The sequence below is a fragment of the Geodermatophilus sp. URMC 62 genome (assembly GCF_052931475.1).
On sequence record NZ_JBRFHY010000001.1, the window covers coordinates 157,480 to 179,328 of the forward strand.

Sequence of the window (21,849 nt, forward strand, 5' to 3'; positions counted from 1 at the left end):
ACCCGCCCGCGACTCACCGGTCCCAGGACACCCGGTCCTCGGCGGCGTCCCAGGCTGCCTCCGACCCCGACCGCGGCAGGTACAGCTGGGCGTCCTGGGTGGTGCGCAGCAGCGCCCGCAGCTCGGGCAGCCCGCCCGACAGCACACCGAGGCCGCGGGCCTGGACGAGGACGTTTCCCAGCGCGGCCGCCTCCACCGGGCCGGCCAGCACCGGCAGGCCGCACGCGTCGGCGGTCAGCTGGCACAGCAGGGTGTTGCGCGCTCCCCCACCGACCAGGTGCACGATCTCGACGTCGCGTCCGGAGAGCTCCACCGCCCGCCGCACGGTGCGCCGGTAGGCCAGCGCCAGGCTGTCGAGGATGCAGCGCACCGTCTCGGCCTGGCTCTGCGGCGGCGTCTGCCCCGTCTCGGCACAGGCGGCGGCGATGCGCGCCGGCACGTCGCCGGGCGGCAGGAACACCGGGTCGTCGGGGTCGACGAGCGCGGTGAAGGCCGGCACCTGCGCCGCCGCGGCGAGCAGGTCGGGCAGGTCGGCCGGCAGGCCGTGCGCGGCCCACGTCCGCTGCGACTCCTGCAGCAGCCACAGCCCCATCACGTTGCGCAGATAGCGCACCGTGCCGTCGACGCCGAGCTCGTTGGTGAACCCGGCCGCGCGGCTGGCCTCGGTGAGCACCGGCTTCTCCAGCTCGACGCCGACCAGCGACCAGGTACCGCACGAGACGTAGGCGAACCGGTCGGTGGCCGCCGGGACGCCGACCACCGCCGAGGCCGTGTCGTGCGAGCCGACCGCGAGCACCGGCACCGGCCCCGCCAGCCCGGTCTCCTCCAGCACCGCGCCGGTGAGCTCGCCGAGGCGGTCGCCGGGCCGGCGCAGCGGCGGCAGCAGGCCCCGGTCCAGCCCCAGCCGGTCGACCAGGTGCCCGGCCCACTCGCGGGTGGTCGCGTCGAGCAGCCCGGTGGTCGAGGCATTGGTGACCTCCGCCCCGACCGCGCCGGTGAGCCAGTAGGCCAGCAGGTCCGGGACCAGCAGCGCCCGGCGCGCCGCGGCGAACCGCGCCGTGCCCCGCATCGCGGCGAACTGGAAGACGGTGTTGAACGGCAGGTGCTGCAGGCCGGTGACGGCGTAGAGCTCCTCGGGCGGGACGACGGCGTGCACCGCCGGCACCGCGGTGGCGTGCCGGGCGTCGCGGTAGTGCACCGGGTTGCCCAGCAGCTCGCCGTCGGCGTCGAGCAGGCCGACGTCCACGGCCCAGCTGTCGATGCCGATCCCGTCGAGCCGCCCGCCGTCGACCCGCCCGGCGGCGCGCAGGCCGTCGAGGACCCCGGCGTGCAGGCCGAGGACGTCCCAGTGCAGGGTCCCCGCCGTCCGCACCGGCCGGTTGGGGAACCGGTGCACCTCGGTGAGGTCCAGCCGCTCCGGGCCGACCCGCGCGGCCATCACCCGGCCGCTGGAGGCCCCCAGGTCGACGGCCGCGAGGGTCAGCGGGCGGGTCATCGCAGGAAGGCCGCGGCGACGCCGGAGTCGACGGGCACGTGCAGCCCCGTCGTCCGGGTGAGGTCGCCGCCGGTGAGGGCGAAGACGGCGTCGGCGACGTGGTCGGGCAGCACCTCGCGCTTGAGCAGGGTCCGCTGGGCGTAGAACTGGCCCAGCTCCTCCTCCGGCACCCCGTAGACCGCGGCGCGCTTGGCGCCCCAGCCGCCGGCGAAGATGCCCGACCCGCGGACGACGCCGTCGGGGTTGATGCCGTTCACCCGGATCTGGTGCTCGCCGAGCTCGGCGGCCAGCAGCCGCACCTGGTGGGCCTGGTCGGCCTTGGTCGAGGAGTAGGCGATGTTGCTCGGGCCGGCGAAGACCGCGTTCTTCGAGGAGATGTAGACGACGTCGCCGCCCATGCCCTGCTCGATCATGATCCGGGCGGCCTCGCGGGAGACGAGGAAGCTGCCCTTGGCCATGACGTCGTGCTGCAGGTCCCAGTCGGCCTCGGTGGTCTCCAGCAGCGGCTTGGAGATCGACAGGCCGGCGTTGTTCACCACCAGGTCGACCCCGCCGAAGGCCAGCACCGCCGACCGGAACGCCGCGGCCACGGCCTCGGCGTCGGAGACGTCCGCGGCGACGCCGACGGCGACGTCGCTGCTCCCGATCTCCTCGGCGGCGGCCTGCGCCTTGGCCGGGTCCAGGTCGGCGACGACGACGCAGGCGCCCTCGCGGGCCAGCCGCTGGGCGATGGCCTTGCCGATGCCCGACGCCGCACCGGTGACCAGCGCGACCCGCGTGGCCAGCGGCTTGGGCTTCGGCATCCGCTGGAGCTTGGCCTCCTCGAGCGCCCAGTACTCGATGCGGAACTTCTCGCTCTCGTCGATCGGCGCGTAGGTGCTGACCGCCTCGGCGCCGCGCATCACGTTGATGGCGTTGACGTAGAACTCGCCGGCCACGCGCGCGGTCTGCTTGCCGGCACCGAAGCTGAACATGCCGACGCCGGGCACCAGCACGATCGCCGGGTCGGCGCCGCGCATCGCGGGCGAGTCGGACGTCGCGTGCCGGGAGTAGTAGGCGGCGTACTCGGTGCGGTACTCCGCGTGCAGCTCCCGCAGCCGCGCGACGACGTCCTCCAGCGGCGCGTGCGCCGGCAGGTCGACCACCAGCGGCCGCACCTTGGTGCGCAGGAAGTGGTCGGGGCAGGAGGTGCCCAGCGCGGCGAGGGGCGCCAGCTTCTCCCGGGACAGGAACTCCAGGACGACGTCGGAGTCGGTGAAGTGCCCGACCTGCGGCCTGTCGGTGGAGGCCAGCCCGCGGACCACCGGCGCGAGGGCGGCGGCCCTGGTGCGGCGCTCGGCGTCGGGCAGCGGCTCGAAGCCGGGGACGACGGCGCCGAACGGCTCGGGCTTCCCGCGCTCGGCGAGGAAGCGCTCCGCGGTGCGGATGATCTCCAGCGAGTTGGCCTCGCACTCCTCGCTGGTGGCGCCCCACGCGGTGACGCCGTGGCCGCCCAGGATGCAGCCTATCGCCTGCGGGTTCTTCGCGGCGATCTCGGCGATGTCCAGGCCCAGCTGGAAGCCGGGACGGCGCCACGGCACCCACACGACCCGGTCGCCGAAGCACTCGCGGGTCAGCGCCTCGCCGTCGGCCGCCGTCGCCAGGGCGATGCCGGAGTCGGGGTGCAGGTGGTCGACGTGCGCGGCCTCGACCAGGCCGTGCATCGCGGTGTCGATCGAGGGTGCGGCGCCGCCGCGGCCGTGCAGGCAGAAGTCGAACGCGGCGACCATCTCGTCCTCGCGCTCGACGCCCGGGTAGACGTCGACCAGCGAGCGCAGCCGGTCCAGCCGCAGGACGGCCAGGCCGGACTCCTGCAGCGTGCCGAGGTCACCGCCGGAGCCCTTGACCCAGACGAGCTCGACCGGCGAGCCGGTCACGGGGTCGGTCTCGGTGCCCTTGGCCGAGGTGTTGCCGCCGGCGTAGTTGGTGTTGCGCGGGTCGGCGCCGAGCCGGTTCGAGCGCGCGATGAGGTCACTGACCACGGGGTTGGTCACGAGGTGGTTCCTTCCGGGAGGTGACGTGCTGGAACGGCCTGGGCGCGGGGACCCGCGGCGCGCTGGTGACGGACCGGAACGGCCCCCTCCTGCAGGGACCCGACCGAGCGCGAGCGAGGGGTGGGGGCAGGAGGGTCCTTCCTCACGCGCCCCAGGAGGCCTGGGTGCCGCCGACGCGCTCGCGGGCGATGCGCTCCTGGTGGCCGGACCGGGCGTAGGCGGCGTAGGGGTCGAGGTCGAGCCCCTGGGACTCGCGCAGCTCGGCGAGCAGCGGGCGGACGTCGGTGCCGAACGCGTCGGTCAGCGCGCCGTGCGCCCCGAGCACGTCACCGGAGGCCTGCGCGGCGGCCAGTGCCTCGCGGTCGACCAGCAGCGCCTTGGCCGTGGCCTCCTGCACGTTCATCACCGAGCGGATCTGGCCGGGGATCTTCGGCTCGATGTTGTGGCACTGGTCGAGCATGAAGTTGACGCCCGAGTCCGGCCGGAGCGCGTCGGCGGCCACGATCTCGTTCATGATCCGGAACAACTGGAACGGGTCGGCCGAGCCGACGATGAGGTCGTCGTCGCCGTAGTAGCGCGAGTTGAAGTCGAACGCGCCCAGGCGGCCCACCCGCAGCAGCTGCATGACGATGAACTCGATGTTGGTGCCCGGCGCGTGGTGGCCGGTGTCGAGGACGACGGTGGCCTGCTCGCCGAGGGCCAGGCAGTGCAGCAGCGAGGTGCCCCAGTCGGGGATGTCCATCGCGTAGAAGTAGGGCTCGTAGAACTTGTACTCGAGCAGCAGCCGCATGCCCGGGTCGAGCTGGGCATAGACCTGCTGCAGGGAGTCGGCGAGCCGGTCCTGGCGGCCGCGCAGGTCGTCCTGGCCGGCGTAGTTGGTGCCGTCGGGCAGCCACAGCTTCAGGTCGGTCGACCCGGTGGCGCGCATGACGTCGATGCACTGGGTGTGGTGGGCGATCGCCTTGCGCCGCACCGCCTCGTCCGGGTGGGTCAGCGACCCGAGCCGGTAGTCGTCGTCCTGGAACAGGTTGGAGTTGATCGCGCCGATCGAGACCCCGAGGTCGGCGGCGTGCGCGGCGAGCTTGCCGAAGTCGTCGACGAGGTCCCACGGGACGTGCAGCGACACCCGCGGCGCGGCGCCGGTGAACCGGTGCACCACCGCTGCGTCCTCGATCTTCTCGAACGGGTCACGGGCGACCCCGGGCTGGCCGAAGACCTTGAACCGGGTGCCGGAGTTGCCGAACGCCCAGGAGGGCAGCTCGATGGTCTGGTCGGCCAGCGCGGCGAGGGCACGGGCCCTGCGATCGGGGGTACCGGGGTCGGTCACGAGGGGTCTCCCATCGGTGCGGGTGCTGTCTCCCCCGCCGCCCGCAGCTGGGCGGAGAGGTCGAAGACGAGGTCGAGCCCGGCCTTGCCGCGGCCGTCCCCGGTCTCGAAGAAGGGCGCCATCGAGGCCTCCCAGCGGGCGCTCACGTCGGTGGCGTCCACGGCGGCCTGGGCGGCGGAGAGGTCGTCGGTCTCCACGATCCCGACGAGCAGGCCGTCGTCGCGGAGGTAGAGCTGGTAGTCGCGCCAGCCGGCGTCGCGCAGCGCGCGGAGCATGTCCGGCCAGACGGCCGCGTGCCGCTCGCGGTACTCGGCCAGCCGGTCGGGGCGGACCTGGAGGGTGAAGCAGGAGCGGGGCACGCGGGACTCCTCGGGAGGGGTGCCCCGGTCCCGCACGGCGGCGGGACCGGGGCGGGCGACTCAGAAGTCGAAGTCGTCGATGTTGTCTGCGTCGAACACGGTGGGCTCGCCGAGGACGACGACGCCGTCGGCGCCGATCTCGTACTCGCCGAGGTCACCGGCGGTGAAGGTCTCCCCCTCGGCACCAGTGATCTGCCCGGCGGCCAGCGCGGCACCGGTGTGGGCCGCGAGGTAACCGAGGTCCTCGGGGTTCCACAGCGCGAACGCGGTGACGGTGCCGTCCTGGACGAACTCGCGCATCTGGTTCGGCGTGCCCAGGCCGGTCAGCGCGACCCGGCCCTTGTACTCCGAGCCCGACAGGTAGCGCGCCGCGGCGGAGATGCCCACGGTGGTCGGGGAGATGATGCCCTTGAGGTCCGGGTAGGTCTGCAGCAGACCCTGGGTCTCCTGGAAGGACTTCTCGTCCTCGTCGTCGCCGTAGACCGTCGTGACGATCTCCATGTCGGGGTACTTCTCGGCGGCGTAGCTCTGCATGAGCTCGATCCAGGTGTTCTGGTTCGTCGCGTTCGCCGTGGCCGACAGGATGGCGACCTGGCCGGCGCCGCCGATCTGGTCGGCCATGAGGTCGACCTGGGTCTGCGCGATGCCGTCGGCCGTGGCCTGGTTGATGAAGACGTCGCGGCACTCCGGGGCGGTGTCGGAGTCGAAGGTGACGACGCTGGCGCCGCCGCTGCGGGCCTGGTCGAGCGCGCTGCAGATGGCGTTGGGGTCGTTGGCCGAGGTCAGGATGACGTCGGCGCCCTGCTGGGTCAGCGTGTTGATGTAGCTGACCTGCGAGGAGGCGCTGGCCTCCGACGGGCCGACCTGGCTGAACTCGCCGTCGAACTCGCCGACGGCCCGCTCGGAGCCGGTGGCGGCGACGTCGAAGTAGGGGTTGTTGAGCGCCTTGGGCAGGAAGGCGACGGCGAGGTCGGCGGGGATCTCGGCGTCGGGGTCGGCCGAGGCGGACGCGCCGCCGCCGGAGCTGCTGCCCTCGTCCTCGCCGCGGGTGGTACCGCCGCAGGCGGCGGTGGTGAGGACCAGGGCAGCCACCGCCACGCCGGTCAGGCCACCACGCAGGCGGCGGCCGGTCAGGGATCGCGACATCGGGGTTCCTCTCTGGGTGTGCCGGGGGTGGGCACGTGTGGGTGGTGCGGGGAAGTACGGGGGTCCGGCTCAGGGAGCCGGCCGGCGCCGGCGGCGTCCCTTGACGCGGGCGGCGACCTGGGGCGCGACGACGGCGGTGATCAGCAGGACGCCGGTGACGATGTTCAGGACGTCGGAGGGGACGTTGACCAGCTGCAGCGCGTTGCGCACCGAGGCCAGCAGGAGCGCGCCGGCGATCACGCCGAGCAGACCGCCGCTGCCGCCGAAGATCGACACGCCGCCGAGCAGGATGGCCGCGATGACCTGCATCTCCAGGCCCGTGGCGTTGTCGGCCCGGGCGCTGCCGTAGCGCAGCGTCCAGTAGACGCCGCCGAGTGCGCTGACGACGCCGGTGACGACGAACAGCCAGAGCTTCGTGCGGGCGACGTCGATGCCGCTGAAGCGGGCGGCGTCCTCGCTGTTGCCCATCGCGTAGAGCGAGCGGCCGATCGGCGTGGCGTGCAGGACGACGGCGGTGATCGCGACCAGCACCAGCAGCGGGACGACGACGGTGGGGATGCCGGTGGAGCCGATCGAGCTGATCGCCCAGGTGGTCCAGGCCCGCGGGAAGTCGGCCACCGCCTGGTCGCCCAGGACGACGAAGGCCAGCCCGCGGTAGAGCGCCAGGGTGCCGATGGTCACCGCCAGCGAGGGCAGCCCCAGCCGGGTGACCAGCAGGCCGTTGACCGCGCCGAGCACCGCGCCCAGCACGAGCACCAGCGGGATGACCGCCTCGAGCGGGAGGCCGGCCACCCAGAGCTGGCCCATCACGGCGCTGGACAGGCCCACCGTGCTGGCCACCGACAGGTCGATCTCGCCGGTCACCACGATGAGCGTGAGCGGCAGCGCGATGAGCGCGATGACGACCACGTCGAGGAGCAGGAAGCCGGCGTTGCGGGTCGAGGCGAAGCCCTCGACGGAGAACGCGGCGATGACCAGGAACAGCACGAGGAACGTGGTGATGACGCTGCCCGAGGGCAGGCTCCTCACCCGGCGGTCGGGCGGCGGAGCTGCCGGCGCGGCCGGCGGGGCGGCGGTCTCAACGGTCACGGCGGGCGTTCCTCCCCCGGAGACGGGCGGCCAGGCGCAGCTGCAGCGCCCGGTCCAGTGCGATGGCGGCGAGGATCAGCGCGCCGACGGCGGCGTCCCGCCAGAACGGGTCGAGACCCAGCTGCGGCAGCGCGGTGCCGATCGTGGTCAGCAGCAGCGCGCCGAGCGCCGCGCCGTAGACCGAGCCGCTGCCGCCGAAGATGGCGACCCCGCCGACCACCGCGGCGGCCACGACGAACAGCTCCTGGCCGGTGCCGGCAGTGGTGTCGAGGGTCTGGAAGCGGGCGGCGTAGAGGACGCCGGCCAGCCCCGCGAGGGCACCGTTGACGACGAACGCGGTGAGCACCCGCTTGCCGACCGGGATGCCCGACAACCGGGCGGCCTCGGGGGCCGAGCCGATGCCGTAGAGCTCGCGTCCGCTGCGGAAGGTGCGCAGGTAGTAGCCGACCAGCAGGACCACGACGACGGCGACGAGGAACAGCACCGGGATGCCGAGCAGCCGCGCACCGCCCAGGGACTTGAAGCCGCCGGGCAGGTCGGCGGCGTTGATCTGCAGCCGGTCGGCGCTGGAGGCCCACAGCGAGTCCAGCCCGCGGAAGGCGTAGAGGGTGCCGAGGGTGACCACCAGCGAGGGCACCCCGGCGACGGCCACGATGGCGCCGTTGAGCAGGCCGCAGACCGCGCCGACGGCCATCCCCGCGAGGACGACCAGGACGACGGGCATGCCCGGTACGGCGACCATGAGCGTGCCCGAGGCGTAGGCCGACAGGCCCAGCACCGAGCCGACCGACAGGTCGATGTTCCGGGTGATGATCACCATCGTCTGGCCCGCGGCCAGCACCGTGAGGATCGCCGCGGACAGCAGCAGGTCGCGCACGTTCTGGCCCGACAGGAACCGCGGGTTGGCGATCACGGTGACCACCACGAGGAGGACCAGCGCGGCGAGGATGCCGATCTCGCGCATGACCACGAGGCGCTGGACGAGCGCCGACCCGCGGCGGCCGGTGCGCTCGGGCGCGGCCAGCTCGTCGGGCAGCGGCGCCGGCGTCGTCGTCAGGGGCGCGCTCACCGGGTGCCCCCCGTCACGACGGCGCCCTGACCGGTCGCGGCCAGCATCACGCTGTCCTCGTCGGCGCGGGCGCGGGGGATGTCGTCGACGAGGCGGCCCTCGGAGACGACGAGGACGCGGTCGGCCATGCCGAGCACCTCCGGCAGTTCGCTGGACACCATGATCACGGCCAGGCCCTCGGCGGCCAGCTGCGACAGCAGCCGGTGCACCTCGGACTTCGTGCCGACGTCGATGCCGCGGGTGGGCTCGTCGACGATCAGCACCCGCGGCTCGGTCGACAGCCACTTGGCCAGGACGACCTTCTGCTGGTTGCCGCCCGACAGCGTGGACACCGGGTCGGAGAGCTTCCCGGCCTTCACCTGCAGGCGCTTCGACCACTCGGCGGCCGAGGCGCGCTCGGCGCGGGCGCTGAGCAGCCCGCCCCTCGCGAGCTTCCAGCGCCGGGTCAGGGTGGCGTTCCTCTCCACCGACAGCTCCATGACCAGCCCCTGCTGGCGGCGGTCCTCGGGCACCAGCGCCAGACCGGCGGCCATGGCGACGGCGGGGTTGCCGCCCCTGAGCTCCGTGCCGGCGACCCGCACGGTGCCGGCGTCGTAGGGGTCGACGCCGAAGACGGCGCGCACGATCTCGCTGCGCCCGGCGCCGACCAGCCCGGCCAGCGCGACGATCTCGCCGGCGCGCACGTCGAAGGAGACGTCGGAGAACACGCCGCGACGGGTCAGGCCGCGCACCTCGAGGACGACCTCACCCGGCGCGACGTCGAGCTTGGGGAACAGCGAGGAGACCTCGCGGCCGACCATCCGGCGCACGACCTGGTCGACGGTCAGGTCGCGGGCGAGGTCGGTGGAGACCCACTGCCCGTCGCGCATGACGGTGATCCGGTCGCACAGGTCGAAGACCTCGTCGAACCGGTGGGAGATGAACAGCACCGCGGCACCGGACTCGCGCAGCGACCGCGCGACGGCGAACAGCCGCTCCACCTCGACGCCGGACAGCGCCGCGGTGGGCTCGTCCATGACGAGCACCCGCGCGTCGAAGGACAGCGCCTTGGCGATCTCGACCATCTGCTGGTCGGCGATGGACAGCCCGCGCGCCGGGCGGTCGGGGTCGAGGGCGACGCCGAGGCGGTCGAACAGCGCCCGGCAGCGGCGGCCGAGCTCGCGGCGGTCGATGCGCCGGCCCGACAGCAGCGGCTGGCGGCCCATGAAGATGTTCTCCGCGACCGACAGGTCGGGGAACAGCGTGGGCTCCTGGTAGATGACCGCGATGCCGGCGGCCCGCGCGGCGGCGGGGTCGGCGAGGGTGACCGGCTGCCCGTCGAGCAGGACGCGGCCGGTGTCCGGGCCGTGCACCCCGGCGAGGATCTTCACCAGGGTCGACTTGCCCGCCCCGTTCTCGCCGACGAGCGCGTGGGCCTCCCCCGCGCGCAGCTCGAGCTGCGCCCCGCGGAGGGCCACGACCGCACCGAAGCTCTTGCCGACGTCCTCCAGGGCGAGGACGACCTGCCCGGACGCCGGCGGCGCGGACGGCGCCGAGGCGTGGTCCACGGCGACCACCTCCGTTGTGAAACGATTCAGACGGGTTGTGGCGCAGACCATAGGTCTGGATTCCGAGACGTGTCAACGTCCCGTCCTCACGGCGGGGTCGTTGTTTGACACGTTTCAGTCCATGGGTGACGATCAGGACCGGACGGTGCCCCCCGTCACCCTCTCCCGATCTGCCCGAGGAGATCCCCGTGCCCGCGAGCATCCGCGACGTCGCCGAGCACGCCGGCGTCTCGGTCGGCACGGTCAGCAACGTCCTCAACCGTCCCGAGGTGGTCAGCGGGCCCACCCGCGAGCGGGTGCTCTCCGCGATCACCGCCCTCGGCTTCGTGCGCAACGAGTCGGCCCGCCAGTTGCGCGCCGGGCACAGCCGCACCATCGGGCTGGTCGTCCTCGACATCGCCAACCCGTTCTTCACCGACGTCGCCCGCGGCGTGGACGACGTCGTCGACCCCGCGGGCCTGGCGGTGATCCTCTGCAACTCCGACGACCGCCCGGAGAAGGAGGCCGCCCACCTCGACGTGCTCGCCGAGCAGCGGGTGCAGGGCGTGCTCATCACCCCGACCGCGGAGCTGTCCCCGCACCTGGACTCGCTGCGCCGTCGCGGGGTGCCGGTGGTGCTGGTCGACCGGCGCGCGCCCACGGCCGACCAGTGCGCCGTCGCCGTCGACGACGTCCTCGGGGGCCGCCTCGCCGCCGAGCACCTGCTCGAGCGCGGGCACCGGCGGATCGCCTTCATCGGCGGCGCGTCGGGCCTGCCGCAGGTGCAGGAGCGGCACGCCGGCGTCGTCGCCGCCGTCCGCGAGGCCAGCGGGGACGACGACGCGCTGCTGGTCCTCTCCCCCGAGCACCTCACCGTCGACGGCGGCCGCGAGGCCGCCGCCCGCATCGTCGGCCTGCCGGCCGCCCGCCGGCCCACCGCCGCGGTGTGCGCCAACGACCTGCTGGCCCTCGGGGTGCTGCAGGAGATGGTCCGCCAGGGCGTGCGGGTGCCCGAGGACTTCGCGATCGTCGGCTACGACGACATCGACTTCGCCGCGGCCGCCGCGGTGCCGCTGACCTCGGTGCGCAAGCCGCGCCAGGAGCTGGGCCGGCGCGCCGCGGAGCTGCTGCTGGCAGAGTCGCAGGAGGGGCACCGGCACGAGCAGCTGGTCTTCGACCCGGAGCTGGTGGTCCGGGAGTCGAGCATGGTCCGCCGCGACGCCGCGGCCGGCCGGGAGGGAACGGCATGAAGGTCGCGCTGTTCGCGACGTGTCTGGTCGACACGATGGCGCCGCAGGTCGCCCGGGCGACCGCGGCGCTGCTGGAGCGGCTCGGTCACGAGGTGGTCGTGCCGGCCGGGCAGGCGTGCTGCGGGCAGATGCACGTCAACACCGGCTACCGGCGCGAGGCGGTGCCGATCGTGGCCAACCACGTGCGCGCCTTCGCCGGCGCCGTGTCGTCGGGTGTCGAGGCCGTCGTCGCCCCCTCGGGGTCGTGCGTCGCCTCGATCCACCACCAGCAGGCGATGGTGGCCCGCCGGGCGGGGGACGAGGCGCTGGCCGAGGAGGCCGAGGCGCTGGCCGCGCGCACCTACGAGCTGTCGCAGTTCCTCGTCGACGTCCTCGGCGTCACCGACGTCGGCGCCTACTACCCGCACCGGGTGACCTACCACCCGACCTGCCACTCGCTGCGGCTGCTGCAGGTGGGCGACCGGCCGCTGCGGCTGCTGCGCGCCGTGCGCGGGCTGGAACTGGTGGAGCTGCCCGGCGCGGAGTCCTGCTGCGGCTTCGGCGGCACGTTCGCGGTGAAGAACGCCGACACCTCGACCGCGATGCTCACCGACAAGATGGCCGACGTGCTGTCCACGCACGCCGAGGTGTGCACCGCCGGCGACGCCTCCTGCCTCATGCACATCGGCGGCGGGCTGTCCCGGCTGCGCTCGGGCACCCGGACGGTGCACCTGGCCGAGATCCTCGCCTCGACGGAGGACGCCGTGACCCCGCACCAGACCACCCGACCGGCGGTGACCGCGTGACCACGACCCCGCAGGACCTGCGCACCGACCAGACCCCGCTGGCCCCGGGCGCCCCGCGGTCGGGGACGACGTTCCTCGGCCTGCCCACCGCCCCCCGCGGCGTGGGCCACCTGCGCGGCGACCGGCCCTTCCCCGACGCCGCCCGCGACGCCCTGCGCGACGGCCAGCTGCGCGCCAACCTCGGCCACGCCACGACGACCATCCGCGGCAAGCGCGCCCGGGTGGTCGCCGAGCTGCCCGACTGGGCGCAGCTGCGCGCGGCCGGCAGCGCGCTCAAGACCGCCACCATGGCCCGCCTCGACGAGCACCTCGAGGAGCTCGAGCGGCAGGTGACCGCCCGCGGCGGCACGGTGCACTGGGCGCGCGACGCCACCGAGGCCAACCGCATCGTCACCGACCTGGTGCGGGCCACCGGCACCGACGAGGTGGTCAAGGTCAAGTCGATGGCCACCCAGGAGATCGGCCTCAACGAGGCGCTCGAGGCCGCGGGCATCACCGCCCACGAGACCGACCTCGCCGAGCTGATCGTGCAGCTCGGCGACGACATGCCCAGCCACATCCTGGTGCCGGCCATCCACAAGAACCGCGCCGAGATCCGCGAGATCTTCCTGCGCACGATGCCCCAGTTCCAGGGCGAGGGCGCCGACCGCGACCTGCCCGACGAGCCGCGCCGGCTGGCGATGGCCGCCCGCGCGCACCTGCGCGAGCGGTTCCTGCGCGCCCGGGTCGCGATCAGCGGCGCCAACTTCGCCGTCGCCGAGACCGGCACGCTGGCGGTCGTCGAGAGCGAGGGCAACGGGCGGATGTGCCTGACCCTGCCGGAGACGCTGATCACCGTCATGGGCATCGAGAAGCTGGTGCCCACCTGGCGCGACCTCGAGGTGTTCCTCCAGCTGCTCCCCCGCTCCTCCACCGGCGAGCGGATGAACCCCTACACCTCCACGTGGGCCGGGGTGACCCCGGGCGACGGGCCGCAGGAGTTCCACCTGGTGCTGCTCGACAACGGCCGGACGGCGGTCCTCGCCGACGAGGTGGGCCGCCAGGCGCTGCACTGCATCCGCTGCTCGGCCTGCCTCAACGTCTGCCCGGTGTACGAGCGCACCGGCGGGCACGCCTACGGCTCGGTGTACCCCGGCCCGATCGGCGCGGTGCTCTCCCCGCAGCTGACCGGCGTCGAGGACAACGCCTCGCTGCCCTACGCCTCGAGCCTGTGCGGCGCCTGCTACGACGTCTGCCCGGTGGCCATCGACATCCCCTCGATCCTGGTGCACCTGCGCGCCGAGCACGTCGAGGCGCAGGAGAGGCCCACCGCGGAGGCCGTGGCGTTCACGGCGCTGGCGCGGGCGATGTCGCACCCGCGGCTGTGGCGGCTGACCCAGCGGGCCGCGGGCCTGGGCCGGCTGCTCGCCCGCGGGCGGCCCACGCTGCCCGCGGCGCTGCCGCCGCCGCTGTCGGGCTGGACCCGCAGCCGAGACCTGCCCACCCCGCCGGCGGAGACCTTCACCCAGGCGTGGGCCCGGGAGCACGGGGGCCGGTCGTGACCAGCGCCCGCGAGGAGGTGCTCCGCCGCGTCCGCACCGCGCTGGGCGAGACCCGCGCACCCGCGCCGCAGGTGGCCCGCGACTACCGCGCCACCGACGACCGCCCCGCCGGCGTGCTGCTCGACGTGCTCGTCGACCGGCTGGAGGACTACAAGGCCTCGGTGCTGCGCTGCGGCCCCGACGACGTCGCCGCCACGGTGACCGCGGCCCTCGACGCCGGCCTGGGGACCGGGTGGACGCCCGCGTCGGTGGTCGCCGCGCCGGGGCTGGCCGAGGCCTGGCGCCCCGGCGGGCTCGACACCGACGACGACCGGCCGCCGGTGCAGCTCGCCGAGCGCGCCGCCGCGGTCACCGCCGTCGCCGTGGCGATCGCCGAGACCGGCACGCTGGTCCTCGACGGGACGCCGGCGTGCGGGCGGCGGGCGCTGTCGCTGCTGCCCGACTGCCTGGTCTGCGTGGTGACCGCCGACCAGGTGGTGGGCGGGGTGCCCGAGGGGCTGGCCCGGCTGGACCCGCTGCGCCCGCTGACGATGATCAGCGGGCCGTCGGCCACCAGTGACATCGAGCTGGAGCGGGTGGAGGGCGTGCACGGCCCCCGCATGCTGGTCGTCGTCCTCGTCTCCTGAGGGGCGGCGCCACGATCAGGGAACCTGATCGTGGCGCGTCCTCCCCCATGGTGGGCGGTGAGGGAGGACGCGCTGCGGTGAGGGAGGACGCGCGCCGGGGTCGGCTCAGCGCGGGGCGATCGGCTCAGCGCGGGCGATCGGCTCAGCGCGGCGTGATCGGCTCGGGGAAGACCGCGCGCACCGCGGCCATATCCAGGTCGCGGATCGTGGCGATCAGGAGGTCCACCGAGTCGGCGGGCAGCCAGCCGGGCTCGGCGAAGACCAGCACGCCGTCGCGGAAGACCATGAGCGTGGGCGCCGAGCGGACCCCCACCTCGGCGGCCAGCCCCGGCGAGGCCCCCGTGTCGACGGACGCGAACGTCAGGTCGGGGTGTCGCCCCGCCACGGCGTCGAACACCGCGCTGAACGCGCGGCTCGAACCCGACCGGGCCGTGCGGAAGTCGACCAGCACGATGCCCGGCGCGTGCACCGCGGCCGCGAAGTCGGCCGCGGAGAGGGCGACGGTCACCCGCCCAGTGTGCTCGCCGTGCGGCCGGTCGGCGACGAGCAGGTCGACGGGCGGCGAGCAGGTCAGCGGGCGGTGAGGTAGGCGACGACGAGGTCGCCGAGCATCCGCCGCTGCTGGTCGCGCCGCTGCGGGTCGAGCATGTCCCGGCCGAACAGGGCGCGCCAGGTGTAGCGGTTCGCCGTCCGGTAGATGCAGAAGCCGCTGATGACCTGGTGCACGTCCAGCGCCTCCACGTCGTCCCGGAAGACGCCGGCCTCCCGGCCGCGGGCGAGGATGCGGCCGAGGACCTCCAGCGCCCGGGTGTTGAGGTTGGACAGCCGCTCGGAGCGGGCGACGTGCTCGGCGCGGTGGATGTTCTCGATGCTCACCAGCCGGATGAAGTCCGGGTGCGCCTCGTGGTGGTCGAAGGTCAGCCCGGCCAGCGCGCGGATGGCCTCGACCGGGTCGAGGTGCTCGACGTCGAGCTGCTGCTCGAGACCGCGGATCCGGCCGTAGGAGCGCTCCAGGACGGCGACGTAGAGCTGCTCCTTGCCGCCGAAGTAGTAGTAGATCATCCGCTTGGTCGTGCTCGTCTTGGCGGCGATCTCGTTGACCCGCGCCCCGGCGTAGCCGCGGTCGGCGAACTCCTTGGTGGCCACGTCGAGGATCTCGGCCCGGGTCCGCTCGGCGTCCCGCTGCCGGGGCGGCCCGGGCACCGGCGCGGCCGGGGGGACGGGCGCGACCGGGGGAACGGACCCCAGCGGGCCGTCGGGCTCGTCGGGCAGCGGCTGGACGGCGGACGACACGGCGGCGGACCTCTTCACGTCGGCGGACTGACCTCGAGCCTAGGACGGGACCGTCCGGTTCCGGGCAGGTCCACCGGCCGGCCCGTGCGGGCCGGCGTGGGTCCGCAGCCGCATGGTGGGCACCGACAGCGACCCGGCGGTGCCGGCGAGGTGGGAGCAGTCCTCGTCCGGGTGGGTCGGGCAGCTCGCGTCCTCACCCGAGGTCCGCTCCCACGAGCGGGGGGAGGCGGCCGCGTCGGAGAGCAAGAAGGCGCCCAGTGCCCCGCCGGCGACGGTTGAGGACCTCCGCGGCCGTGTCCTCCACCGGGAAGCCGTGGACGACGTTCGACGTCGTGGCCTGCACCCGGACGACCTCGCCGACCAGCCACCGCAGGCAGTCCACCTCGTGCACCAGGTCGAGCAGCACCGGCCCGCCGCCGGGCTGCCGGCGCCAGCCCCCGCTGACGTCGACGTGGGCGTCGGGCTCGGCGAACAGCGCCGTCCCCACGACGGCGACGACCCGGCCGAGGACGCCGCCGGCGACCACCTCCCGGGCCCTGGCCGGGATCGGGCTGTGCCGGCGTGGTGCCCCACGAGCAGGGGGACGCCGGCCGCCTCCTCCAGCCGGGTGGCGGCCGCCACCGTGTCGGCCAGGGGCTTCTCCACCAGCACCGGGACGCCGGCCGCGACGCACGCCAGGCCGCCCTCGACGTGCAGCCGGTTCGGTGTGGCCAGCACGACGCCGTCGGGCCGGTCCCGGTCGAGGAGCTCGGCCAGCGACCGTACCGCGGGACCCCGTTCTCGTCGGCCAGCGCGTCGGCGGCCGGGGCGGGACCGACGACGGCCGCGAGCCGGGCGGAGGGGCCGGCGGCGACCTCCTGCGCGTGGGCGCCGGCCGATGGCGCCGGGGCCGACCACGGCGATCCACACACCGCCGTCCCGGGGTCCTCCGATCACGTCACCTCCGGCGTCGGAGCGCCCGCTGGCCGGGCCGACCGCGGTCGGCCCGGCCACCGGGTGCGGGTCGGGGATCACACCGAGGCGCGGATCCGCTGGTACTCCTCGCGCGGCACCACGGGGGCGTCGTCGCGGCCCAGGTCGTCCATCTGCACGCGGTGGGTCTCCCGGGCCGACCAGGCGGCCGCCGCCGCGATGATCCCGATGCCGAAGGTGATGCTGCCGACGATGAGCGGCACGTTCGACCCGCCCGGCGCCACGACCGCGTACAGCGTGGGCAGGAAGGCGGTGATCAGGGTGCCCAGGTTCTGCGAGACCGCGAAGGCGGTGACACGGGTCCGGGTCGGGAACAGCTCCTGGTAGAAGGCCGGGAACACCGCGTTGTAGCCCTGGTAGACCACGCCCCACATCAGGATGGCGAAGACGAACGCCAGCGTCACGTTCTCCTGGCTGATCGCGTAGAGGTAGGCGAACGACAGCGCCGTCGAGCCGAGCGCCCCCACGATGATGCAGGGGCGCCGGCCGATGCGGTCGGACAGGTCGCCGACGAACGGGATCAGCACCACGGCCACCGCGTTGCCCACCACGGAGATCCACAGGTAGGTGGCGGTGTCGAAGCCGATGCCGTAGGCCTCCTCGTTGGTGGCGTAGGTGGCACCGAAGACGGTGGTCGCCACCGGGACGGCGTTCATCAGCGCCATGCAGACGACGCGCAGCATGTCGCTGCCGCTCTCGCGGACCGCTTGGACGATCGGGGCCTTGGGCACCTCGCCGGACGCGGCCTCCTCCTGGAAGGCCGGGGTCTCGTCGACGCGGCGCCGGATGACGTAGCCGGCGACGACCACGAGGGCCGACAGCAGGAACGGGATGCGCCAGCCCCACGACTCGAACGCCGCGTCGGGGAGCACGGCCGCCAGCGGCAGGAAGATGGCGGCGGCGAGGATCTGCCCGGCCTGCACGCCCTGCAGGGTGTAGCTGGCGTAGTAGCCGCGCCGGCCGAAGGGCGCGTGCTCGACGATCATCGCGCTGGCACCGGAGATCTCGCCGCCGACGGCGAAGCCCTGCACCAGCCGCAGGACCACCAGCAGCGCCGGGGCCAGCAGGCCCACCTGCTGGTAGGTGGGCAGCAGCGCCACCAGGAACGTCGACAGGCCCATCATCACCATGCACAGGACCAGCACGTTCTTGCGCCCGTGGGTGTCACCCCAGTGGCCGAGGACGAATGCGCCGATCGGCCGGGCCACGTAGCCGACCCCGAAGGTGGCCAGCGACACGATGATGCCGACCTGCGGGTCGGACTCCGGGAAGAAGATCGTCGGGAACACCAGGGCGGCCGCCTGGGCGTAGATGAAGAAGTCGTAGTACTCCAGCGCGCTCCCCATCCAGCCGCTGGCCGCGGCCTTCCGGGGCGTCTTGCGGTACTCGCGGGGCTCGGACGAGCCGGGCTCGGCCACTGCGTCGCGCATCGGTCCTCCTGGGAGGGAAGGGGGGTGCGCCGGCGGGCGCGGGACGGCGGTGCTCGGTGTCGAGCGCTCGTGGTGACCGGCACCACGACCGCAATGAACTAGTTGGTACATTAGCGTGGCGCAGCGCACAAGCCCCCGCCCGGAAACCGGTCCCGGGCGGGTCGGCACTGGCGCGGGGGCCTCGGGATGTGCTCTGCTGCACAGCAACTCACCAATTGGTACATTGAGGGGGAGGCGGTCTGATGACGGACGGCTTGCAGGGTTTCCTGGTCGGTCTGGTCGGCAGCGGCATCGGCCCGTCGCTGACCCCACTCCTGCACGAGCGCGAGGCCGACGAGCTGGGCCTGCGCTACCTCTACCGGCGCCTGGACCTCGACCGGCTGCAGCGGCCGGCGTCGGCGGTCGGCGAGGTCCTCGCCGCCGCCCGGCTGGCCGGTTACGACGGGCTCAACGTCACCCACCCCTGCAAGCAGCTGGTGCTCGAGCACCTCGACGAGCTCTCGCCCGACGCCGCGGCCCTCGGCGCGGTGAACACCGTCGTGCTGCGCGACGGGCGAGCGGTCGGGCACAACACCGACTGGTCGGGCTTCGCCCGGGCCTTCGACCGGGGCCTGCCCGAGGCCCCGGTGCACCGGGTCGTGCTGCTGGGCGCCGGGGGCGCCGGCGCGGCGGTCGCGCACGCGCTGCTCACCCTCGGGGTCGGCCGGCTGACCGTCCTCGACGTCGACGGAACGCGGGCCGGGGAGCTGGCCGCGGCCCTGGCCGGGCGCTTCGGCGCCGGCCGCGCCGACGGCGGCGACCTCGGCGGGCTGCCCGTGGCACTGGCGGACGCCGACGGCCTGGTGCACGCCACCCCCACCGGCATGGCCGCCCACCCCGGCCTGCCGCTGGACGCCGGCCTGCTGCGGCCCGACCTCTGGGTGGCCGACGTCGTCTACCGGCCGCTGGAGACCGCGCTGGTCCGCACCGCCCGCGAGCGCGGCTGCCAGGTGCTCGACGGCGGCGGCATGGCCGTGTTCCAGGCCGTCGACGCGTTCCGGCTGTTCACCGGCGTCGAGCCCGACGCCGGACGCATGCTGGCCCACTTCACCACGCTCGTCTCCGACGTCCGTGTCCCCTGACGGCCCCCTCCGCGCCCCGGCGGGGAGGCTCCGCCGGGCCGTGGCCACCGTCTGCCTGTCCGGGACGCTCGAGGACAAGCTGGCCGCGGCGGCCGCCGCCGGGTTCGACGGCGTCGAGGTCTTCGAGCCCGACCTCGTGGCCGCGCCGTGGTCACCGGCCGAGCTGGCCGCCCGCTGCGCCGACCTGGGCCTGTCGATCGACCTCTACCAGCCCTTCCGCGACCTGGACTCCACCGACCCCGGCCGCTTCGCCCGCAACCTGCGCCGCGCCGAGGCCAAGTTCGAGGTCATGGCCGCGCTCGGCGTCGGCACCGTGCTGGTCTGCTCGTCGGTCGCGCCCGACGCCGTCGACGACGCCGACCTGCTCGCCGAGCAGCTCGCGACCGCCGCCGGCCGGGCGCACGAGCGGGGTCTGCGGATCGCCTACGAGGCGCTGGCCTGGGGCCGGCACGTGTCCACCTGGGAGCGGTCGTGGGACGCCGTCCGCCGCGCGGACTCCCCCGCCCTCGGGCTGTGCCTGGACAGCTTCCACGTGCTCTCCCGCGCCGGGGACCCGGCCGGCTTCGCCGGCCGGGTCCCCGGGGAGAAGCTGTTCTTCCTGCAGCTGGCCGACGCCCCGCAGCTGGGCATGGACGTGCTGCAGTGGAGCCGCCACCACCGGCTCTTCCCCGGGCAGGGCGCCTTCGACCTGCCGCGCTTCGTCGGGCACGTGCTCGCCGCCGGCTACACCGGCCCGCTGTCCCTCGAGGTGTTCAACGACGTCTACCGCCAGGCCGACCCGGCCCGGACGGCGGTCGACGCCATGCGCTCCCTGCAGTGGCTGGAGGAGGCGCTGGCGCTGCGCCACCCCCAGGCCGGGCTGCCGCTCCCCCCGGCCGCGCCCGCGCTGTCGGGGTGGTCGTTCACCGAGCTGGCCGTCGACGACGCCTCCGGCCCGCGGTTGTCCGGCGTCCTCGCCGCGCTGGGCTTCACGCACACCGGGCAGCACCGCTCCAAGCCGGTCCAGCTGTGGGAGCAGGGTCCCGACGCCGCGCACCGGGCGCGGGTGCTGCTCAACGCCCAGGACACGCGGGCCGAGGCGGTGCGCTCCCCGGCGGCCGGGGTGGCCGCGGTGGCCGCGCTGGGCCTGGAGAGCGCCGACCCGCCGCGGTCGGCCGCGCGTGCCGAGGCGATGAGCGCCCCGGTCCTCCCCCGCACCCGGGGCGCCGCGGAGGCCGAGCTGTCCGCCGTCGCCGCCCCCGACGGCACCCTGGTCTTCTTCACCCGCACCGGGCCCGACGGCTGGCCGGCCGACTTCCTGCCCACCGGCGCGCGGCCGGGACCGGGCGCCGGGATCACCGGCATCGACCACGTCTGGCTCACCCAGCCCTTCGACGCCTTCGACGAGGCCGGGCTGTTCTACCGGGCGGTGCTCGGCCTGGATCCGCAGGAGGTCACCGAGCTGGCCGCGCCCTTCGGCCTGGTGCGCACCCGTGCGGTCGCCGGGCCCGACCGGGCCGTGCGGCTGGCGCTGTCGGTGTCGGCGCTGCGCCGCGGCGGGTGGGCGCCCGGCGTCCCCGAGCCGCAGTCCGTGGCCCTGGCCACCGACGACGTCGTCGCGACCGCGCGGGCGCTGCGGGCGGCCGGCGCGCCGCTGCTGCCGCTGCCGGCCAACTACGCCGACGACCTCGAGGCCCGCCTGGACCTGCCGGCCGGGCTGCTGGCCGCGGTCCGCGAGCACGGCCTCATGTACGAGGAGGACGCGCACGGCGGCTACCTGCACCTGGCCACCGAGGTCCTCGGCGACCGGGTCTTCTTCGAGGTCGTGCAGCGGCTCGGCGGGTACGACGGCTACGGCACGGCCGACGCCCCGGTCCGCATGGCGGCCCACCGCCGCCGTCGTCAGGCGCCACGTCCTGGGGCACGCTGACCGGGTGCACGCCGCGAACCGCCTGGCGGTCCACCAGTCCCTGGTCCACCCGCGAGACGCCCTCGAGCTGACCGAGGCACTGCCCGGCACCGGGTGGCACTCGGTCGGCCTGCACGTGGGCGGCACGGCCGAGGTCGAGCCGTGGTGGCGCGGCGGTGCCGGTGAGCGCAACCTCGCCCGGCTGGTGGCCCTGCTGCTCGAGACCCGGGTGACCGTCCTCGACGTGGGGCGCGTGCAGCTGGGCACCGGCCTGCCGCGCGACGACGTCCACGCCGGCCACGGCCGGGTGCTCGACCTGGGCGCCCGCTTCGGCGCCCGGTACGTCACGGCGCGCTTCGCCACCCCCGGCCTCGGCCGCACCGAGCGCGCCGACGTCTTCGCCCAGCTCGTCGAGCAGGCCCGCCCCTACCGGGTGCTGCCGCTGCTCGCGCCGGTCCCCGCCGACCGGCCCGACGTGGTCGCCGACGCGGTCGCGGTCGTCCCGCCCGGCTCCGGCGGCGTCGTCCTCGACGTGCCCGTGGGCTCGTGCACCCCCGAGGAGGTCGAGGCGGTCGTCGACACCCTCGGCGAGACGCTCGGCTACGTGCGGCTCAGCGCCCGGCAGGTCGCGGCCGCCGGGGCCCGGGCCGCGGGCCTGCTCGCCACCCTGCCGCCGCACGTCCCGGTCGCGCTCGGGGGCGAGGACTCGCCGGGCTTCCTGCACGAGGACGTCGGCACCCGCCTGACCGAGCTGCACGGGCTGGTCGACGGCCTGCTCGAGCACCCCCGCGCCCGGGCCCACCGGCAGGCCGGCGCCTGACGCCTCCGCGCACGCCCCGCGGACACGGACGAATCCGTTCCCGAGGTCCCCGGTACCTGCTCCCGTACGCTCCGTCCCC

The 21,849-nt window shown here is 74.7% G+C and carries 19 protein-coding genes and 1 pseudogene; 7 read left to right on the plus strand and 13 right to left on the minus strand.

Annotated elements, in window-relative coordinates:
- Nucleotides 1-13 precede the first annotated feature (13 nt).
- The 8 genes from ACU616_RS00720 to ACU616_RS00755 all read right to left on the minus strand — a co-directional run bounded on the left by ACU616_RS00720 (nt 14) and on the right by ACU616_RS00755 (nt 10,065).
- Entirely contained in the window at nt 14-1,495 is a 1,482-nt protein-coding gene (locus tag ACU616_RS00720) for a rhamnulokinase (RefSeq protein WP_446756573.1), read from the minus strand.
- Nucleotides 1,492-3,528: a bifunctional aldolase/short-chain dehydrogenase gene (locus ACU616_RS00725; RefSeq protein WP_446756574.1), complete on the minus strand. Its 2,037-nt coding sequence runs from the start codon at nt 3,526-3,528 to the stop codon at nt 1,492-1,494. The genes ACU616_RS00720 and ACU616_RS00725 overlap by 4 nt, the downstream gene beginning before the upstream one ends.
- Nucleotides 3,529-3,670: 142 nt before the next feature.
- Nucleotides 3,671-4,855, minus strand: a complete 1,185-nt coding sequence (rhaI, locus tag ACU616_RS00730) for an L-rhamnose isomerase (protein ID WP_446756575.1) — start codon at nt 4,853-4,855, stop codon at nt 3,671-3,673.
- Nucleotides 4,852-5,214: an L-rhamnose mutarotase gene (locus ACU616_RS00735; RefSeq protein ID WP_446756576.1), complete on the minus strand. Its 363-nt coding sequence runs from the start codon at nt 5,212-5,214 to the stop codon at nt 4,852-4,854. The genes rhaI and ACU616_RS00735 overlap by 4 nt, the downstream gene beginning before the upstream one ends.
- Before the next feature lie 60 nt (nt 5,215-5,274).
- Nucleotides 5,275-6,360, minus strand: coding sequence for a rhamnose ABC transporter substrate-binding protein (gene rhaS / locus ACU616_RS00740; protein WP_446756577.1), 1,086 nt, complete (start codon nt 6,358-6,360; stop codon nt 5,275-5,277).
- Nucleotides 6,361-6,429: 69 nt separating this feature from the next.
- On the minus strand, nt 6,430-7,449 hold the full coding sequence (locus ACU616_RS00745; protein WP_446756578.1) for an ABC transporter permease: 1,020 nt from the start codon (nt 7,447-7,449) through the stop codon (nt 6,430-6,432).
- Nucleotides 7,439-8,518, minus strand: coding sequence for an ABC transporter permease (locus tag ACU616_RS00750; protein WP_446756579.1), 1,080 nt, complete (start codon nt 8,516-8,518; stop codon nt 7,439-7,441). The genes ACU616_RS00745 and ACU616_RS00750 overlap by 11 nt, the downstream gene beginning before the upstream one ends.
- Nucleotides 8,515-10,065, minus strand: coding sequence for a sugar ABC transporter ATP-binding protein (locus tag ACU616_RS00755; protein WP_446756580.1), 1,551 nt, complete (start codon nt 10,063-10,065; stop codon nt 8,515-8,517). The genes ACU616_RS00750 and ACU616_RS00755 overlap by 4 nt, the downstream gene beginning before the upstream one ends.
- Nucleotides 10,066-10,253: 188 nt before the next feature.
- Here ACU616_RS00755 and ACU616_RS00760 point away from each other — a divergent pair, with 188 nt between their 5' ends.
- The 4 genes from ACU616_RS00760 to ACU616_RS00775 are packed head-to-tail and all read left to right on the plus strand — an operon-like array spanning nt 10,254 to nt 14,246.
- On the plus strand, nt 10,254-11,294 hold the full coding sequence (locus ACU616_RS00760) for a LacI family DNA-binding transcriptional regulator (protein WP_446756581.1): 1,041 nt from the start codon (nt 10,254-10,256) through the stop codon (nt 11,292-11,294).
- Nucleotides 11,291-12,079, plus strand: a complete 789-nt coding sequence (locus tag ACU616_RS00765) for a (Fe-S)-binding protein (RefSeq protein WP_446756582.1) — start codon at nt 11,291-11,293, stop codon at nt 12,077-12,079. The genes ACU616_RS00760 and ACU616_RS00765 overlap by 4 nt, the downstream gene beginning before the upstream one ends.
- On the plus strand, nt 12,076-13,620 hold the full coding sequence (locus ACU616_RS00770; protein WP_446756583.1) for a LutB/LldF family L-lactate oxidation iron-sulfur protein: 1,545 nt from the start codon (nt 12,076-12,078) through the stop codon (nt 13,618-13,620). The genes ACU616_RS00765 and ACU616_RS00770 overlap by 4 nt, the downstream gene beginning before the upstream one ends.
- Complete coding sequence (locus ACU616_RS00775; protein WP_446756584.1) at nt 13,617-14,246, plus strand: LutC/YkgG family protein; 630 nt, start codon at nt 13,617-13,619, stop codon at nt 14,244-14,246. Before ACU616_RS00770 ends, ACU616_RS00775 begins: the two co-directional genes overlap by 4 nt.
- Before the next feature lie 142 nt (nt 14,247-14,388).
- Here the strand turns inward: ACU616_RS00775 and ACU616_RS00780 are convergent, their stop codons facing one another.
- The 5 genes and pseudogenes from ACU616_RS00780 to ACU616_RS00800 form a co-directional block, all read right to left on the minus strand.
- Nucleotides 14,389-14,754 carry a thioredoxin family protein gene (locus ACU616_RS00780; protein WP_446756585.1) on the minus strand — a complete coding sequence of 122 codons (366 nt, stop codon included), beginning with the start codon at nt 14,752-14,754 and terminating at the stop codon, nt 14,389-14,391.
- 62 nt (nt 14,755-14,816) lie between these two features.
- A complete protein-coding gene (locus ACU616_RS00785) occupies nt 14,817-15,539 on the minus strand; it encodes a TetR/AcrR family transcriptional regulator (RefSeq protein ID WP_446756586.1) in 723 nt (240 codons plus the stop codon).
- A gap of 193 nt (nt 15,540-15,732) precedes the next feature.
- On the minus strand, nt 15,733-16,065 hold the full coding sequence (locus ACU616_RS00790; RefSeq protein WP_446756587.1) for a Gfo/Idh/MocA family protein: 333 nt from the start codon (nt 16,063-16,065) through the stop codon (nt 15,733-15,735).
- 74 nt (nt 16,066-16,139) lie between these two features.
- Nucleotides 16,140-16,553 (minus strand): annotated as a pseudogene (locus ACU616_RS00795) (Gfo/Idh/MocA family oxidoreductase); the annotation flags it as partial.
- The gene (locus ACU616_RS00800) at nt 16,550-17,941 is read right to left on the minus strand and encodes an MFS transporter (RefSeq protein WP_446756588.1); all 1,392 of its coding nucleotides are present in this window, start codon (nt 17,939-17,941) and stop codon (nt 16,550-16,552) included. The pseudogene ACU616_RS00795 and the gene ACU616_RS00800, both read right to left, overlap by 4 nt.
- A 242-nt stretch (nt 17,942-18,183) precedes the next feature.
- Here ACU616_RS00800 and ACU616_RS00805 point away from each other — a divergent pair, with 242 nt between their 5' ends.
- The 3 genes from ACU616_RS00805 to ACU616_RS00815 are packed head-to-tail and all read left to right on the plus strand — an operon-like array spanning nt 18,184 to nt 21,770.
- Entirely contained in the window at nt 18,184-19,062 is an 879-nt protein-coding gene (locus ACU616_RS00805; protein WP_446756589.1) for a shikimate dehydrogenase, read from the plus strand.
- A 40-nt stretch (nt 19,063-19,102) separates the two neighbouring features.
- Nucleotides 19,103-20,971, plus strand: a complete 1,869-nt coding sequence (locus ACU616_RS00810; protein WP_446756590.1) for a TIM barrel protein — start codon at nt 19,103-19,105, stop codon at nt 20,969-20,971.
- A 4-nt stretch (nt 20,972-20,975) separates the two neighbouring features.
- On the plus strand, nt 20,976-21,770 hold the full coding sequence (locus ACU616_RS00815; RefSeq protein ID WP_446756591.1) for a hypothetical protein: 795 nt from the start codon (nt 20,976-20,978) through the stop codon (nt 21,768-21,770).
- Nucleotides 21,771-21,849: the final 79 nt, after the last annotated feature.

Coding starts and splice junctions, on each gene's coding strand:
- ACU616_RS00765 (WP_446756582.1), top strand. CDS start 11,291: ATGAAGGTCGCGCTGTTCGCGACGTGTCTGGTCGACACGATGGCGCCG.
- ACU616_RS00720 (WP_446756573.1), bottom strand. CDS start 1,495: ATGACCCGCCCGCTGACCCTCGCGGCCGTCGACCTGGGGGCCTCCAGC.
- rhaS (WP_446756577.1), bottom strand. CDS start 6,360: ATGTCGCGATCCCTGACCGGCCGCCGCCTGCGTGGTGGCCTGACCGGC.
- ACU616_RS00800 (WP_446756588.1), bottom strand. CDS start 17,941: ATGCGCGACGCAGTGGCCGAGCCCGGCTCGTCCGAGCCCCGCGAGTAC.
- ACU616_RS00805 (WP_446756589.1), top strand. CDS start 18,184: ATGACGGACGGCTTGCAGGGTTTCCTGGTCGGTCTGGTCGGCAGCGGC.